The sequence below is a fragment of the Psychrobacter sp. 4Bb genome (assembly GCF_002836735.1).
Taxonomy (GTDB): Bacteria; Pseudomonadota; Gammaproteobacteria; order Pseudomonadales; family Moraxellaceae; genus Psychrobacter.
Genome location: NZ_PJAS01000059.1, coordinates 36,526 through 53,594, shown reverse-complemented (window position 1 = coordinate 53,594; position 17,069 = coordinate 36,526). Strand labels below are relative to the sequence as shown.

13 protein-coding genes are annotated in these 17,069 nt (G+C 45.6%); 1 reads left to right on the top strand and 12 read right to left on the bottom strand.

The window, feature by feature from the left end; all coding sequences use genetic code 11:
* Positions 1-4: 4 nt before the first annotated feature.
* Entirely contained in the window at positions 5-1,192 is a 1,188-nt protein-coding gene (locus CXF60_RS06275) for a hypothetical protein (protein WP_145990204.1), read from the bottom strand.
* 86 nt (positions 1,193-1,278) lie between these two features.
* Between CXF60_RS06275 and CXF60_RS06270 the strand changes: the two genes are divergently transcribed.
* The gene (locus tag CXF60_RS06270) at positions 1,279-1,788 is read left to right on the top strand and encodes a hypothetical protein (RefSeq protein ID WP_102091247.1); all 510 of its coding nucleotides are present in this window, start codon (positions 1,279-1,281) and stop codon (positions 1,786-1,788) included.
* Positions 1,789-1,843: 55 nt separating this feature from the next.
* Here the strand turns inward: CXF60_RS06270 and CXF60_RS06265 are convergent, their stop codons facing one another.
* The 11 genes from CXF60_RS06265 to CXF60_RS06215 all read right to left on the bottom strand — a co-directional run bounded on the left by CXF60_RS06265 (position 1,844) and on the right by CXF60_RS06215 (position 17,046).
* Positions 1,844-4,540: a coiled-coil domain-containing protein gene (locus tag CXF60_RS06265; protein WP_102091246.1), complete on the bottom strand. Its 2,697-nt coding sequence runs from the start codon at positions 4,538-4,540 to the stop codon at positions 1,844-1,846.
* Complete coding sequence (locus CXF60_RS14420; RefSeq protein WP_180958105.1) at positions 4,540-5,925, bottom strand: hypothetical protein; 1,386 nt, start codon at positions 5,923-5,925, stop codon at positions 4,540-4,542. Before CXF60_RS14420 ends, CXF60_RS06265 begins: the two co-directional genes overlap by 1 nt.
* Positions 5,918-8,521, bottom strand: coding sequence for a hypothetical protein (locus CXF60_RS06255; RefSeq protein WP_102091245.1), 2,604 nt, complete (start codon positions 8,519-8,521; stop codon positions 5,918-5,920). Before CXF60_RS06255 ends, CXF60_RS14420 begins: the two co-directional genes overlap by 8 nt.
* Positions 8,522-8,528: 7 nt before the next feature.
* Positions 8,529-9,134 carry a hypothetical protein gene (locus CXF60_RS06250; protein ID WP_416376870.1) on the bottom strand — a complete coding sequence of 202 codons (606 nt, stop codon included), beginning with the start codon at positions 9,132-9,134 and terminating at the stop codon, positions 8,529-8,531.
* A gap of 35 nt (positions 9,135-9,169) precedes the next feature.
* The gene (locus tag CXF60_RS06245) at positions 9,170-10,339 is read right to left on the bottom strand and encodes a hypothetical protein (protein ID WP_102091244.1); all 1,170 of its coding nucleotides are present in this window, start codon (positions 10,337-10,339) and stop codon (positions 9,170-9,172) included.
* Positions 10,332-14,135: a hypothetical protein gene (locus CXF60_RS06240; RefSeq protein ID WP_102091243.1), complete on the bottom strand. Its 3,804-nt coding sequence runs from the start codon at positions 14,133-14,135 to the stop codon at positions 10,332-10,334. The genes CXF60_RS06245 and CXF60_RS06240 overlap by 8 nt, the downstream gene beginning before the upstream one ends.
* A gap of 14 nt (positions 14,136-14,149) precedes the next feature.
* A complete protein-coding gene (locus tag CXF60_RS06235) occupies positions 14,150-15,073 on the bottom strand; it encodes a hypothetical protein (protein WP_102091242.1) in 924 nt (307 codons plus the stop codon).
* On the bottom strand, positions 15,070-15,402 hold the full coding sequence (locus CXF60_RS06230) for a hypothetical protein (RefSeq protein WP_102091241.1): 333 nt from the start codon (positions 15,400-15,402) through the stop codon (positions 15,070-15,072). The genes CXF60_RS06235 and CXF60_RS06230 overlap by 4 nt, the downstream gene beginning before the upstream one ends.
* Before the next feature lie 68 nt (positions 15,403-15,470).
* The gene (locus tag CXF60_RS06225) at positions 15,471-15,878 is read right to left on the bottom strand and encodes a hypothetical protein (protein ID WP_102091240.1); all 408 of its coding nucleotides are present in this window, start codon (positions 15,876-15,878) and stop codon (positions 15,471-15,473) included.
* A gap of 23 nt (positions 15,879-15,901) precedes the next feature.
* Positions 15,902-16,576, bottom strand: coding sequence for a phage adaptor protein (locus tag CXF60_RS06220; protein ID WP_102091239.1), 675 nt, complete (start codon positions 16,574-16,576; stop codon positions 15,902-15,904).
* Positions 16,576-17,046 (bottom strand): hypothetical protein, encoded by a 471-nt coding sequence (locus CXF60_RS06215; protein WP_102091238.1) that lies wholly within the window; start codon positions 17,044-17,046, stop codon positions 16,576-16,578. The genes CXF60_RS06220 and CXF60_RS06215 overlap by 1 nt, the downstream gene beginning before the upstream one ends.
* Positions 17,047-17,069 lie beyond the last annotated feature (23 nt).

Genomic DNA, 17,069 nt, shown 5'->3' with positions numbered 1-17,069 from the left:
TACCTTAACTGTATAGGGCCGCTATTTGATTTTGCATCTCTTCATCACTCAAGTCTCTGTTGCCTACGATGGCAAGGACTTCAGGATCAGAAAAGTTAATCTCTTTTTTTGGTAGGTTGGTGAAACTGCCAGTATCAGGATCGTAGATAACAGACGGATTCTTTTTAACACCGCCCAAGCCGCCTGGTATTGGTGACTCACCTGTCTGGGTGATAACCACTGGCTTGCTTTTCTTGTCAGGCGTGCCTTTTAATGATTGAATTTGTTTGGCAATAGCGCTTCTGTCTTCATCGCTTTGTGCGGCATCAAACTTCTCATAGAGTGCGTTCAGCTGCTTAGGTGCAAAGTTTGCAACATCAGAATTGTTTTGCTCAATATCCAAGCGACGACTGGCCAAGCTGTTTGCTTGTTGCTGCTGTTCGACGGTTTGTTGAAACTTGCCAGCATCAAAGCCAAGCTGTGCGTTCATTCGGTTGTTACTGCCAGACTCGCCTAGCGCCGCACGCTGATTGGCCCCATCTTGCGACATCTGTGCTTGGGCCATTTGGCTTGCTGCACTTAGCTGTGCGCCATACTGATCATTCTTGTACTTATCATCAGCGCCGATAATGCCTGCACGTAACTCCATCTGCTTAGCAGTCAGTTGGCCATTTTGCGAGCCTTTATAAGCGGTACTGGCATCACGCAGTAGTGCTTGGCGTTCTTGCTGCTCTGCCATGGTTCGACGCGGTGCATTTGGCATACGAAAGTTTGTTGTATTGTTTTGGATGGATTGTGGGTTTCTTACTGGGTCAAAGCCAATGCGCGGTGCTGTAGATGACTGTGCGTTCTCCGCATAAGTCTCTTTGATTGGTTGCTGGACAGGTTGGCTGGCAAGCTCGCTTGCTCTGCCAGCAAAAACACTTGGGCTCCTTTTATCAAGAGCCGCAGATTTTGGTGCGCCTGAAACATAAGGGTTTTTTACATTGACACCCAAGCCGCTCAACACAGCTGAATTGTTGGCACGCGACTGCTCTGTCGGGTTGTAAGCGGTTCTGACTTCTTGAGCTGCTTGGTTTCGGGCTGCTGCTTGCTGTGCGTACTGCCCAATACCGCCCACCCCTAAAGCGCCAGCACTACGCGGCTGTGCTTTCTTTTTCTTTTCGTCCTCATCCCAAGAACCACCTGAACCGCCCATCATTCCTAAAGCCATAACGACCACCCATACTTTTATTAGACAATAACTTAGTATGATGGATATACTGAGTCTCACAAAACCTTATAGGGGTAGGCTTGGTCATGGATAGTATTGTAATTTTTGCGATGGGATTCGCAGCGCTGATCGCTTTTGTTGCTTCGCTTTGGTATTTATTTCAAACCGTGCGTATCATGTGGTCATATAATTCTTTGTTAGCAATCGCGGCAGTGCTTTTTAGTCCGCTGGTTCATATAGCTTTTTACTTCATTCCTAAAGATGGTTTTGACAACGATGAAAAACGCCTATTCAAAAAATACTTTTTATCCATTGCTGCAATATTTACGGTAGGTATTTTAGCTGCTGTGATCATTCCCACTACGCAGCAAAGCCAATCCAACAATACCAATATTGATGAAACTGCCGAGGTGCATTTTGCTGCTATTTTCAAGGCTCACCCTGATGCAGATAAAATAGTAGAAAGCCCTGAGTTTGAAGCTTGGCGTCAAAGAAAATCAGGGGTTGAAAGAGATGATATCGAAAGAGTTTTAAGGGAAGGTTATTCTGAAGAGGTGATTGATATGCTGACTCTCTTCAAAAAAGAAACGTCCTAAAAAAACACCCACTACGACCGTAGTGGGTGTTTTGTTTCTCGTAACAGGTAATTGATTAGTAGCTATAGTTGTAGCTCGTTGATTCGCTTTCGCTATCACTTGAGCCAACACTTGCACTACCTGAGCCGCTGATACTCGCTGATACGTGTGCGGCACTCATAGCACCTGCTGCGAGCTGTGCGGTATATTGACCAGCTGCGGTGGCTGCTTGTAATGCAATACGTGCAGACTCTTGCGCTTGACTGACTTTAGCACTGTATTCACTCATTTGCATCTCAGCATAAGCCAAGTTGGTGCGCGTATTCATATCGGTATAGCGTGACTGCATTTCGCTGTCCGCAGTGTTTGCAGCAACTTGAGCGCGCCAGCCATCGACTTGCGCTTGGAATACTTGCGTATTGTATTGAACCTCACTAAGCCCTGCTTGCAGCTCTGCTTTAAACCCATCAACGTCCGCTAAGTATGTCGTCACGTAAGCACGCGCTGCATCAATATTGATCTGCGCTTGCTTAACTTTAACATCACTCTTAGAGGCGTAACTTTGTACGCGGCTGGCATAGGCTCTGACGGTGCTGTCATAAATGTCTGCCTTGGCAGTCTCTGCCTTAATCTGGCTATCGAATGCCTCGAACTTAACTTTTTGGGCGTCGTTCTGCGCTTTGTAAGCATCGATATCGCTGGCATATATTCTCGCCTGCGTCTCACCAATACCAAGCTCTGCTAGCTTGGCTTTGATTTGCGCCTCAAAGCTGGCAAGCTGCAATCGTCCAGCTTCTGTTTTAGATAGCGCAGCTCTCACATCAGTCTCATAGATACCTGCTTCTGTCTGCATGATATCAGCCTTGATAGCTTCGCCACGTAAAGCAGCTTCATGCATCTCAAGCTTAACCTTCTCACCGCCAAGCCTTGCATTATAAGCATCGATATCGATACCATATATCTGAGCTTGCGTACTAGCGACGCCTAGACGTGCCTGTTCACCTTCAATCTGAGTTTTATAGGCATCTAGCTTTAAGCGCTCGCCTTCAATCTTGCCGCCATAAGCTTGAATTTGTTTGGCATAAATATCAGCGCGTGTCTGAGCCATACCGATTTTAGCCTGCTGACCGCGCATTTCAGCGTCGTACTTCTCAATCTTTAAACGCTCAGCGCCCAACTGCTCAGCGTAAGCCTGCATATCAGTACGATAGGCATCAAACTGAGTCTTAATAATATCAACACGCATCTGCACTGCAAGCATATTGGTTTTAAACACTTCAGCGTCGGCAGTCGCGCCTGCCAATTTTGCCCGGTACACTTCTAACTCTTGCGCGTTAAGCTGTCCTTGTGCTTGCTTACTATCTAAGCGCAGTCTTATACCGTCGATGAACATAGCAAGTTTGGTCTTGTAGGTATCGACCAGTATCTTATAGCTTTCATTTTGCGTATTAAAGATAGTGAACTGATACTCATACAAGCGAAAACCAGCTTCTACATTGTACTTAGCCACTTCAAACAATCGGTTAATCATGTCTTGATGGCGATCATACGCAGCTTGTTCTAATGCGATGCCTTTTTCCACGGCAAACCTAAGCGCTTCGATCTGCATCTTGCTGGCTTCTGTGAATATGTCACGGTTCAAGTCAGCCACTCGTAACTGGCCTTCTTGCCTTGCGACATTGGCTTGTTTGGCAAGCATACCTGGCGGCATGCTAAAACCACGCGCAGCAAAAGTATTGACCGCCTCTTGTACGTCGCGCTCTACTTCTCTACTGATACGCTCACGAGGTTTATTAAATAGCGCTGCTACAACGGCATCAGGCAGGCCAAAGTTTTCAGGACGTGCCAGCATATCTTTTGCGACGGTGACCAGCTCGTCGTAATGCGTATTGTCATACTCGTTATCGACATCACCTTTCCACCAGTCGGCGTCAAAATCTTCATAAGGTTGTAAGTCTGCTGCATTATTAGGTGCTTCAGGTATTTCAAATTCAGGAATAGTAAAGTCATCTATCTTTAATGCTTCTAATTCTGCAAGCTCAGGCAGTACCAACTCATAATCTTTCGGTATATCTACGTTGGTATCAATATTCGGTCTGACAGGCGCATTGAGCTGATCAATAGCATCAAGTGTGGGTAGCGTGATACTGGTGTCAAAGTCGGGTTCAACAGGTGCGTCATACTCTTTGAGCGTAGGCGCTGTCGGCATATTGACCGATAAATCAACATCAGGTCTATCGGGCGCGGCTATTGTGTCAACCGTCGGCATGTCGGGAATGTCGATAGTAATGGTCGAGCTGTTACGCTCAGGCATCACAATATCGTCAATCGTTGGCGCATCAGGGAAGTCGACGGTTGTGATAATGTCTGGACGTGCTGGCAGGTCTATTCGCTCAAGCTCGGGTGCTTGTGGCGCTGTAATAGATATTGCTGTTGGCGCTTCAGGTTCAGGCCCTAGATCAGTGACATCAAGATTGCTCAAAAATTTATCTATGTTTGTCATGGCTGGCATGGCAGGAATAGATAAGTTTGCTGGATCAAACGTAGGGAACGCACCTATCTCATATGATGGCACGATGGCTTCAGGCGTTTGTGGCCTGACTGGTGCCTCAACGTCAGCGATGGTAATACCGCCAATATCACTTAACACGGCTGATAGCTCGTTATTAAATCGCTGAGACAAGCCATCCAAGTCTTTTATCTTTTCAACTACCGTGTCGGTAGCTCGGTATAGCATATTATCTGCTATGGCACCTCTAATGGTTAATGGCATTATACTCTCCGACTGGTTGGGGTGTGCTCGATAAACAAGTCATTTACATGGCCATGTGTACCAATCATGATTAATTCAAAAGCAAAGTGACGACCACGCAGGCCGCGACCAAAGATAAAGCGACCATTAGTAAGCTCGTCAGCCACTTCACTAGGAAGCATATAGGTGTATTGCTGCGCTACTCCTTTTTGCGTGGTGCTGACCGTCATACTGGCACCACCGTTTAGCTCGTATTCAAGATAGGCTGTTGATGGGTGTGTCAGTGCGCCTTTACCTAAATCCATCTTGCCAGTCTTAACACTAGCCGTTACCGCGCTCACTTGTTCATCAAGTCGATAGATACCGTCATCAGCTTCACCGTATAGCACGCCATTGATAACAACTAAGCGATTATAGTTATAAGGGTTGTAACGACTCATGGCCCAACTATCGACATTGGCTGTCCACGCCTGACCTTGTGCACCGCCACTACTGAGCACGTTATCCTCAATCACTGCGCCATCGATGATTAATACCATGGCATCGAGCTTGTCTATCACCTCATCAGTGATAGCAATGCTGTCCATGATGATAGCGTTTTGAATAATGCTATCGAGGACAGCATCACTTATGGCTGCGGTATCAATCAGCGTGCCAGCAGCGCCAAACTTGCCAGTAGTTGTGTCGCTAATAGCCACATCATCGATGATAATATCAGCGCGATTGAATAGCAGGCTGTCACCGATAGGCGTGCTGTCTGCCACAAAACTTACGACATTGCGCTGAGTGAATGGCTGCCCATAAGCAAAGGCGCTGTCTGTAATAAGGGTGGCGATACTGCCAGTAGCACTATCAGTCACGCCAGCGCTGTCATTGATTAACTGTACCGCTTGCAGCTTATCGGCGGTAGTGTCAGTAATAGCTAGGCTATCAACAATCAAGTCGCGCTCAATGGCCGTAATACAATCTTTGGCGCGTGCGCTGTCTGTAATTAAGTGTGTGACAATACGCTGGCTGGCCGTGCTGTCAGATACTTGGGCGCTGTCAGTAGTAATCGAGCGTGTGCTGCCGCTCAGTAGTTCATCATTAGCAGTAGCGCTATCAGATTGCACCGCCAGTAAGCCATGCTGATACTGCTCGTTTGCTTTGGCGCTGTCAGTGTGTAGCTGGCGTGCGGCCTTGATGTCTGTTACGTGTTCAGATATTAAAGCGCTGTCTTGTAAGACCTGTATGCTACTATCAATTACCTCATCGCTGGCAAGCGCGCTACTAGATAGAGTGATAGCAATACCAAAAAGCAGGGCGTCCGATACGCGCAGTAACTCCTCAACGACCGCACGCAAACCGCCAAATGTTGTGTTGCTAGCAATCGCCGTATCTTGACTGTCATCTCTATAGTTACTCATTAATCACTCCTATAAAACAATGCGCTGACTTATGATCAGCAAGTTTGGTGCTGCCCCAGTAGGCGCGTTTCCCAACTGTCTTTTCTTCACTGGTGTTTGAGTATTCTTGATTGCCAGCTGTTATCCATGTGGCGTCTTTTTGAAAGTACAGAAGTCCTGCGCCAGTATCGTAAGGCGAGAAGTTATAGTAAAAACTACTAGGTAGCTCTTTGTTTATTGTTGACGCGCCAGCGATTTTTATCGAACAATTAACCTTGCCCTCTATCCTAGCTGGCAAGCCTACTGCGGTGCTATACTCTTTGATTTGTGGTGGCGCACCGCCTATTGTTACGCCGCCTACGTTTTGTACGGCTGATGATCGAGAAGTGTATTTTGAGCAAATGCCCGATACATCGATAAATCCACCCTCCGGTACGCCATACCAATTACCGCTATCGATATAAAAAGCATAATCACTGTTTGAGCTATAATCGTACTCAGGGTCGTAGTTTGCATAAACCCTCTCGCCCATCGTTGGTGACGGCTTACCAATACCTTTACCGCCAATAAAGTGATAAACAAAATCATAGGTCCATATCCGATATGAGGTAGCATCTTTCATAGAGCCTAACTGCACTTTATCCCTATATATTCTTGACTCGAACTGCTTATCGTAGGCATACAAAACGCAATCCCTTGTTAGGCTTGGCACGCAAACCGCCACATTTATAGAGGGGCTGGTGATTAATGTTGACTCGGTTCTATAACTAAAATACCTATAACGGCTTAGCGTTCCCCATATATGCATCAGTGGCGGTGTCCAAAACTGCGGTGTCGCATAACCTAAGTCCACGCCTGTTATCTTAGTAACCAATTCCTCTTGGGCGTTTACCTCCCTATCATCAAAAACAGAGGTATAAAAATTCCCTTGAAGCTGCATATACCCTGACGTTTCTGTTTTTTCCCACGAACCTATAATCATTATGTCTTCAAAGTTGGATATGGTCTTTCTAGCAAACTGCCGTGTGTCTTTAAAATACCTAACTACGTTGAGTTGGTCGTTGATATAACACCCAAAGACGATTGCATCACAGCGTACCGCTGGTCCTTTATAGTCCAGTGCCGTCATATCGAAAGACTCGCAGCCGTTTCCTGTAAACTCAGGGAATTTAAGCGCACCGAAAGACTCTACAAACTTGCCAGCCCAGTATGCTGGACCACTTGATACCATCACAAGATTGGCTGAGTGATTGGCAATAGGTTTATCTATAAAATTTTCCCAATAATTAATATCGCCAGTATTGTTTTTTGCATGAGTAAGTAAATCTTTATTAGGCTGGCGCATTATCTTGTAGCGTATTGCTCGTTCCCTATCCGTGTTTTCGGTGAGCTGCCCAAACAAGTTGGATATATAGTCGTTTAATATTCCTGCATCTTCACCATTTAAAGGCTTACTGCTATCGACCCAGCCTGCATTAATAGCAGCACCAAGACTGATTTTTATTTTATAGGCGTGAGCGTGCTTCATACCTCTGTCATCATAGCTCCAACAAGTATTAAACGCTTCGCTGCCCCGGCTATTAAATGCCCAGCCGCAAGCAAGGTAAAAAGGACTGTTTTCGTAAAAATGCTTAGTGTCGCACAGTTTTATAATCACACCAGCGCGCAGCCATGCTTGAAAGCCTTTGCTTATTGGGAAACTTTCACCACTTGGCATACCGCCAAATCTATCAAGAATATAAAGTATCTCGTCATCGCCCACAGACTCTATGTACTCTCTAAACGAGGCGGTTGTAGTTGCTGGTATTAAAGGAAGTGGCATAGCGTATAAACCGTTATATGCCACCTGTAGCAGCCACGGCTTATTCTCTAAATCAAAAGCCACGCCATGACATAGGTTAAAGTCGTAACTGTATTGGTACTGACCATCGGTATTAGGCACGCCGGTATAGCCTGGCAGTCGCTTGTTGGCAACCTCAATCCTTATAGGATTGATGGTTGGCAGCGGTAGTCTGAAGATTGCTTGCTCTATGGTGCTGTCAGGCAAACCCTCTAAATCTTGCTTACCATAACCACCGACAATCTGCACTACCTCCGACATAGCGCCTGAGTACCAAGTGGCGCGCTGCTTGGCGTACTGACTAAAAAAAGTATTGCCTTTATATACCGGCTCAAAATACTTAAACTTGGGATTGTACTCAACTCTAAATCTATTAAGCGTTTGTTGCTTCGCTGGCAGGTTGGCGCGGGGGTCATAACCGGACAATCTTTTGCGTGTAACTTCTGTCAAGCGCATAGGTACGCCAGCGTCAGCAAACGGTGTTGGGTTTAACACCACACCCGAATACAGCATAGGTATGTAGTCGATAGCCACACCATCAAAAACAATTTGATCAACGCGACTGGTTTTGTGGGCAATAACTCTAAAGTTACCACCCATATCTTGTATGACGACATAACCACCATCAGGCAGATCGTAAACCATGCGCGAGCTATCTATAGACGATAAGCCTTTTAGATTACTAAAGCGCTTAGCGGTGACTGATACAAAAGCTTCGTCACGGTCAGTTAGCTTGCCGCCAATGACGTGCAAGCCATACGGCCTACCCTGGTGCATATCTCACCTACACAGTCAGGCTGATACGATAACCAATTTCATAGGTGTCACCGTCTTGGAAGACGCGAGGGGCTGCATACTTACTAGCACTAATGAGCGCGCCAGTTGTACCGCCTTTAGTGCTATTGGTCAGCATGGCTGCACCTTGTACCGTCAAGCTGCTGGCGGTTCGCATGGTGACTTTCGCAACACTACCAGCCGCCATGTTATCAATTGAGTTGGTAATAGTATTGGTTGGCGTCCACGTTGGGCGTGTTGCTGAGCTATACCCTTCAGTCATACTGACGATTTCGCTTGCGGTACTGGCAAAACTTGCGGCTGTCCAGCTTGCTGCTGGCTGCGCTGCTGCTGAGAAGAGCGCTAGATGATAGCTGGCAGGTTTAGGCGTGGTGCCAAGCGCAACGTTTAGAATGTGCGCAAGGCCCTCAGTTGGAATAAGGTTTTCGGTGCGTGTCCACTCGCCGCCATTGATGCGGTCAAAGTAATCACCTTTGGCGGTAATACCTTGTCCGGTGGTAATACTACCGTCTTCATTGTTTGTGTAGTCGTTCGCGCTTACCGCTGCTAGTAATGCACTCGCTAAGACGGGATTTAATGATTTATGTGATTTCACGGTTTTGTCTCCTTTGACAATTTGGTTAACCGTGATTAGTTTACCGCTGTGACAAGTCTTCGGTCGAACCTTACAGTAGTGCCGGACTGCGCACTGATATTACTAATGCGTCCAGCTTGGTATTCAATAATCTGTCCAGCACTACTGCCAGCGACATAACCATTGCTTGCCAGCCATGCCGTGACTAAGCTACCACCTTCTGCCGCCTCACCAATATCATCACTATTAATCTGTATGGCGCTGTTTGGGACCGGTGCTTGAGCGCTTTTAATAGAGATGGTCATATCGTCCGGACTGGTGCCTTGAATGAATATCACATGATCGGTTTGACCTACCCATAATCCGTTCTCGACCGGCTGAATAAAGGTGACGCGCTGGCTGGTTTGAATAAAGCCGTGGCGTTCATCGTGCAAGTGGTAGGCCAGTGGCTCAGAAAAGCGAATGACGTTGGCGGTGGCCGTGATTAAACGACCACGCCAGTAGCATAGGTATTTGCCAGTAGGCATGGGCGATAGATGGGCGAACTGCGCCGCCATGCCTAGTTTATGATCGGCAGTGATATTAAAATTAACATCAACCATGCTCGCCTTGCCTGCTAGTTGCATATCAGTACCACCTACATTGGTAGCATAGATATTCACGCTAGAAATAGTGGGGTCTGTAACCAATGGCAGAACCACATCAACTTCTGCGCCAGCTGTCACATAGTCAGACAAGCTCGACTCTGTACTTCCTCGAACCCAAGATATAGCAATACTACGTGTCTGCTGCGTACTGTCTGTATCTCCCATAGCAATAGGCGCTGGTGGTCTATCAATCGTTAATGGCTGGCACGTATAACCATCATAAACAAACAAGCCGTTCTTACTTGCGACTATGACGTGATTATTTAGTACCTCATACACAACATGGCCGCCGCCAACATTTATAAGATGATCATGCGTCCAGTCAGGATTTACTTTAACCAAGTCCTCACCAAACACGGCAAACACGTCTTTATGCAACGGGCTTTGCCATAGATTGCGATACTTGCTGTCTGTCACCTTGCCGCCACTGGCAATCATATCTAGCTTGCCAGCTGGCGTGACATTGGCGTTCACCACATCGCGCATATAAACAAATGGCTCACGGCCACCTTGTACCATTGCTGCATCTTCTGAGGTGTTATCTATACCGCGACACGGCATAAAACTTTGACTAGGCATGATAGCCTCCTTTTCTGAATTGATCCGAATTACCGTCAGGTCTAATAAAATGTTGCCCCAGTTTAATGCCAACATCGCCTAGCATTAATGAGTCAAAACCACTAGCATTAGAGCTTATATCATCAACATAACTTGTTGTTGTTCCAGTCACTCTCATACGTTTATCAAAGTTAGTAAAGTCGTAATCACTCATAAAGCTATCAAAACCATCAAGCGCAAGCTGTCTTACCTTTAGTTGTATTGTGGTATCACCAAAAGAAACAAAGTCATCACCACCTATTATTAGTGGTACATGAGGACCAATACGCAAGCCTTGCCACATAAACGGTCGGTCATTGTATCTAAGAGTGCCCATTGCTAGGCTGTCGCTACCTTTTGCTGACACGCTTCTGTTGAAATTTTGAACGTATTGTATTGATATATAACTAGATACAAACCCTCTGACGTTAATACCTTGCGGTCCTGTGTATGGAGGTCTTTTAACTACAGTCTTGCCGAAGTCTATCGTGCTTTCTATACCAGTATCTACTATCGCCTCTCTTTTAAAGTTAGGTATCTCAGGAAACCCCATTGAATACGGTCTAATGGGAGCGACCTGTAAATACTTTATAGACAAGTCTAGTGCTGGCATACCAAACTTAGATGAAACACCTATTGAGTAAGCGTAGATACCCCGATGGAAGAACTCAAACTTAGGTCTGCCGACACGACTAGAGCCATAACCAGTCGGCTCGGAATTACCGGTCCTAATATAGTTTGGCGATAACCTAACCATTCCACTAACATTGACAGTGTTATCTATACCTTGAACACTAATCTTTTTGTTTACATTAATCACAGTGGCGTTATTAGAAACACCGTCATAAGCGTAACCCTCTGTGATCTTTATGGTGCTGGACCATAAGAATGCACCGCCAAACCTAGACGACTGACCAATACTACTAGGTATTAATATATTTTGGTGTAATCTTGGATATCCAAACTGCTCAGTATGAAAACCAAAGCCGTTACCTACATTGTTGCCAGCTTCACTGGTGAGCCATATTGTCTGCGTCACATAAGGATTGGTTTTGTTTTTAATTACTTCGGGTTGCTGACCTACTCCTGAGTCAAGCCAACCTCTAATAAACACAGATTGCTTGGTGTCGGATATTCTTAGCAAGCCCATTAGGGTTGCGTCATAGCCATTAACGTCAACATTTCGCCATTGAGTACGAATGCTTGCGCGTCCAAACTCTGAGCTGTCGTGACCATTAATAAATAGCTCAGGGGTTAGGTTACGTAGCTCTGTATAGCCAAATTTATCAGTATGGTTATACTTAGGGTAGATGATGTTGAACTTAATATCTAAATAAGGGAAGCCGTATTTGCCGGTCTGATAGCCCACTAGATCAACGTACTTGGTCCACAAGTCTATAGTAGGTAGGTTTATTTGTGGCGGCTCGATAGAGTATCTAGGCTCTATATCAATCGTTCTTATTCTAAAAGACACCATAGGCGCGCCAGCTTCTAATGAGTCAATCATACCTATGTTTCGATACTCACGCCTTGTATTAACAACTGCTGGCTGACCGTAACCTGTGTGAATACTGCTGCCAGGATAAGCAACTCTCGCTGCGTTATGCACCACGCCCCATGTGCTAATAAGTGGCGGCTCTATACCATCATAGCTGATAAACCTAATAGCATGACTAATCATGCTTATATCGTCACGACCGGCAGACGGTGGTGCTATACCCAGTGTTAGTAATGGCGCTGCATTATTATCTATCTGACTGTAACCAAAGCGTATAGGGCTAAAGCCAATAACGCCTACCACCTTGTTTCTATTCTCAATCGATTGCCAGTCTGACCATCTTGGTGGCACTAGACCGCTATCGCCTTGATGGTAAAGGCTGATATGCTGTACTTGGTTGTAAACGTCCGGCTTACCCCATCTATCAAGAAATGACTGACCTATAATGTGATAACCGGCTGGCTCGATATACCTTGTCTTGAAATCTAATTGAGAAAGTCCAGCCGCGCTAGCGATAAATCCTTGTGTGTAAATACTGGTACTTTCGGGAATAATCCTAGTGCCAAACTCAGTAGCGATAAAACTTGATGCGTATAAGGTGCGGTGACCGCCCAGCATATGATTAGACGAAAACTCTTTAAATATCGAACGCGGCTCTACTTTTCTTGTGCCGTAAGATACCCATGCTTGCCTGCCATACGCGTCTTGCATAAAACCACTAGATATAATTTCTCTAACACCATGCGTCAGCGTTGGCTCACTAACAAGCGACCAGTCAAATCCATTTGAACATACATAGCGATACCTAAACCATGCACGATGACTGCCTATCTCAGCCGCATCAAATCCTTTTGGTTGTAAGTACCTTGTGTAGTTGTAGACAACTGGTGGAGTAATAGCTGTTGCGTAAAAACCCTGTACTTTAAACTCAGGCGTTTTTATTACGTCAGGCTGACCAAGTAGCAGTCTGTCAAATCCTGATGGGGCTACATACCTTATAAGCGCGCCTATCGATGGTAGGCTGGCTAGTGGTGGCTCAATTCCTTTAAACCATAGTGACGGCGTTTTATTGGTTATTGAGTTGCCGCCAAAAAGCAAAGGCTCAAAACCTTTTGGGCTTAGCTGCCTATTCTGATTGGTGACGGTGGTATAGTCACTAAACGAACCATCATCAATCGCCGGTATATCAACAAATCTGTAAGAGTTACGAGCGCGAATATCACCAAAAATTGCTGACTCAATAATAGAGCGAGCCTGTATCTCTCTTGTTGGGTCAAAAACAGATGGATAGCCTGATTGATAAGAGTCAATGCCAGCTAGTGTACCGCTATCTGATAGCGAGCGCGTATGAAACCATACGGTAGTATTGCCATGTAAACTTTGGTCGTAACCGTAGAACCTCAGCAAAGGGGTAGGTATAACCCTAGCTCTACCCCATTCATTTGAGTCAACCCCATTAGGGTAAATTATATGAGGGCTGACAATAGGCGCTGGCACGTAAGAGTGATTGATACCGCCAGCGATTACGTTTTGATTAGCACTTAGGTTGACTAGCTTTGGTGAAGCAATGCCAGTAGAGCGCCAAGACTGAGGGTAAACAGTCTTTACGCCACCCCACCAAAAAGAAGAACCATACTTAGTTGTATTAAACCCAAATGCTCTTACAAACTGTAGTAAATTAAAAACATAAGGCTTTCCGTAAGCTGGTGTCGCAGCTATACCAATAGCGCCTATATTCCTATTTCTATTTCTTATCGCTGGATAGTCTATTGTAAGTGCGTCAAAACCACTAGGGTGTAGATACTCTCGCATTACTTTTAGTGAAGCCGTACCAAAACTTACTTTACCGGGTATGGCTGCTGGGTATGTAAACGCATGATAGTTATACAGCCCTGCTTGTTCACCAAAAACACTAGACTGAAAACCGCCTGAGAATACAAGCTGATCATCACCTACTGGCGGCTCATAACCATCAACATCAAGCGTAAAATCAATAGGGCTGCTTATAGGTATAGGCTGGTCTTGAGAACCTGTTAGGGTTATATCTTGGCTAAAATTGACAGTGAATACGTTGGCGTTTCTTAGCTTTGTTACATCTATTGGTGACGGCAGGTTGTGTGGGTGAGGTATGCCGCTTGCAAAAACATAACCACCCTTACCTGTTGGTCGTGTATCTACTCCGCTGAAGTTAATAGTGTCAGAAAGACTGTAACCTAAAGGGCTTTTATCAATAAAATTAAAGTCTTGCTGCACCTCTTTGTGTAATCCGCCGTCAATCACTCTGCTTCCTTATGTTAAACGATAATGCGATCTACTATCTGCGCATTAAAGTCAGGCGCTACACCATCATCGTCAAGGCATACCATAAATAGCTTACTGCCTTTACTGGCAGCGCAGAAAATATTGTATCGCCCTTGCGTGTCGCTCTTGGCTCTACCAACCAATCTACCATTAGATCTATCAAACGCCATTACAGAGCAATCAGGGGCAACACCTCCTGATGGGTTATACACCACCCCAGATGCGGTAGCTACGCTAGATCTCAGACAGTAGATTTGGTTTGGGTTTAAATCCCCTAAGAAGCTAAGCTGTCTTGACGCGCCAGCTATCTTGTCGGCCACAAGATCGTAACCCGATCTAGTGCTAAAGAAGAACACGTTTCCATGAGTATCTACTTGGAGGTGCGCAGAAAATCCCGACACTCCTGATGTGGGCCAGCTTGTCGATATTCGCACCATGCCGTCGGCATATTTCTTTGTCACTGTTGTTGCTGGCGTGCGAACCATATCTATAGTAGGGTTGACGTTAAGTGTAATAGCACCGTCCAACGGAGGGTGAAAACCCGCATAAGACCAATCACCCCCTACCATCTCCATGTAAATTGGGTTTACCCCATTTTCAACAATTACTGGAAAATTACTATAGTCTAAGCCGTTTGCATAAACGATAAATCCAAAATTATTGATAACAGCCACATAAATATCGGGTTTGCCGTCATAATCAAACCAGGGACTAGGGATTTTTATTACAGGCACCTTATCTTTATCATCAAATCTTGATGTGTCAGCTGTAACAGAGGTTGTTTCAACCAATGATGAGGTTGCCATTGAGTCAAAAAAACTCAAGCCCTCCGCTTCTCCTGCCACTTGAACATTAGTATCAACAATAGTGTAAGGATATTCTTGAGCATCGAGATAACCTGCGATATTATTATTCATATCACATCACCAGCCGGACTCTCGCCAGCCCACAATCCTTTATTTTTGTGCCACTCAGCATACTGCTTGTAAAGCATATCGTCACTGATCGCGGCGCGTCTATTCTTCACCCACTCATCAGCCGTCGCGCCAGCCGATTGACCCGACTGTTCAAACACAAACATTTCAAACGCTGGCAAGCCTATTAACTTTTGCCAATTAACGTAATTCTGTAGCGGCTCATGTGGCGCTTCACCCATACCGCCATGAGCATTAATGCCATTCACGCCAGCGGTTTGTGTTGGCGGCTTCTTCTTGCGCGTGGTTTTGGTTTTTTCTAAGTCAGACACTAGATACCTCCTTACTTGACCCATTGTTACATGGGTCAATAACCTAAATTTAAACCTAAGTCGTTGATTTACAGCTTAAAGATTTTATTGGTCCCATTGTCCCAGGTCACAATAATATCACCGCCGTTTGGCGTAATAGGTAAGCCGGTAGCAGTATCAATATAAGCAATCAATGGGCTGGTTGCTTCGCTTGACGTATCTTTGTAGATAACAATAGCTTCGATACTCGCACCAGTTACACTGGTAAAAGTAATGTCAGCAGCGTCAGCGGCACCGCCAACGGTAGATTTACTGGTCAGCGTCACTGGTCCAGCAATACGTGCTGAGCTTGAGATATCCGACAGATACTCATGCGTGCTGGTTTGTGGCGTGTATGCGCCAGTATCAACCAAGAATACCTTAATGGTATCCGTCTGCCAGTTAAGCTGCCCTTCTAAGAACCGCTTGCGTGCGGCGTCGTATAGTGTATTAGCCATGGTAAGGCCCTCTCTTAATTAAGTTAAACCCAAAACGGCTTGACCGTGTGGGGTACGTCATGTCGTGTGATACGCCTCAAGTCTGAGTCAGGGCGTTCACCAAAGTACTCGGTAAATTCCTGCTCTGCCAATGCTGCGCGGTTTAAGTCAAAAGTCTCAGCATCTGGTGACTTGAAACCCTTATGGAGTGCCCACTGAATAAGGTATTCATGATGAATAATGTTTATCTCAGGACGGTCAGTATCAAGCGTCATTGGCACTAACGGTGTGCGATAACCCTCAAGCGCAATCACGCCAGCCACGTTAGGTGCTGGCACGATACGAATGTTGGTGTCACGCTGTATGGCATACTCAGGACTATCAGGTTCACGAGTACGCCAGTCATGCCATATATCACCCATCTCTTCTTGTGAGATTAAGCACAATGGATTGGCGTTATAAGGATCATCAGCGCTTAGCCAGTGAATAGAATCAATCTCGTATAGCGATTCATGTAGTGCGTAGACCGACACATTAGGCTGCGTGCTAATGGTGCAAACACCAGTGGTGGTAGAATCATGAATCAGGCGACCACGAATAGCCGCTTCCTTCACTGCATCATTCAACCAGTCAGTAATGTCTTCATCAGCGAATAGATACGGCTGCTCCATATCAAAAGCTGCAACACGAAACTTGCGTATCAATTCAGACAAAATCATTACGGTGCTCCAAACTGGTCAATCATGCCGACAACATCAATACGGATGTTTTCGACTGATTTTGAGTTGTTGGTGTTTTGCTGATAGTGGTTCTGAGCAAAGTCTTTTAGTGCATCTTTGTCCATGACGTTCACTTGGTCATACAAAGCTTGCAGCTCTTTTTGCTCATCATCTTTGTCTTTATTTTTAGCCTCTTGCTCATCAAGCAGTGCTTGCGTGTCATCAGGCTTTTGATTACTGTCATTCTGCGTATCGCCTTCTGGCTTCTCAGGCGTCTCATCACCTTCGTCTTTCGCATCAGCATCCACCTTCTCGAACAGATCTTCGTGACGTAAAAACTTGCGTGCCATATCCCAAGGGATAGTGCGTACTTGATTGCAATCAAAGACAAGGCCAGTGCGGTAGAGACGGTCATGCCACGGCTCACGCTTTCCAATGTACTTAATCGATACTTCATCTTTTGTGCTCATCGCTAGGTTGCTCCTAAAAAAAT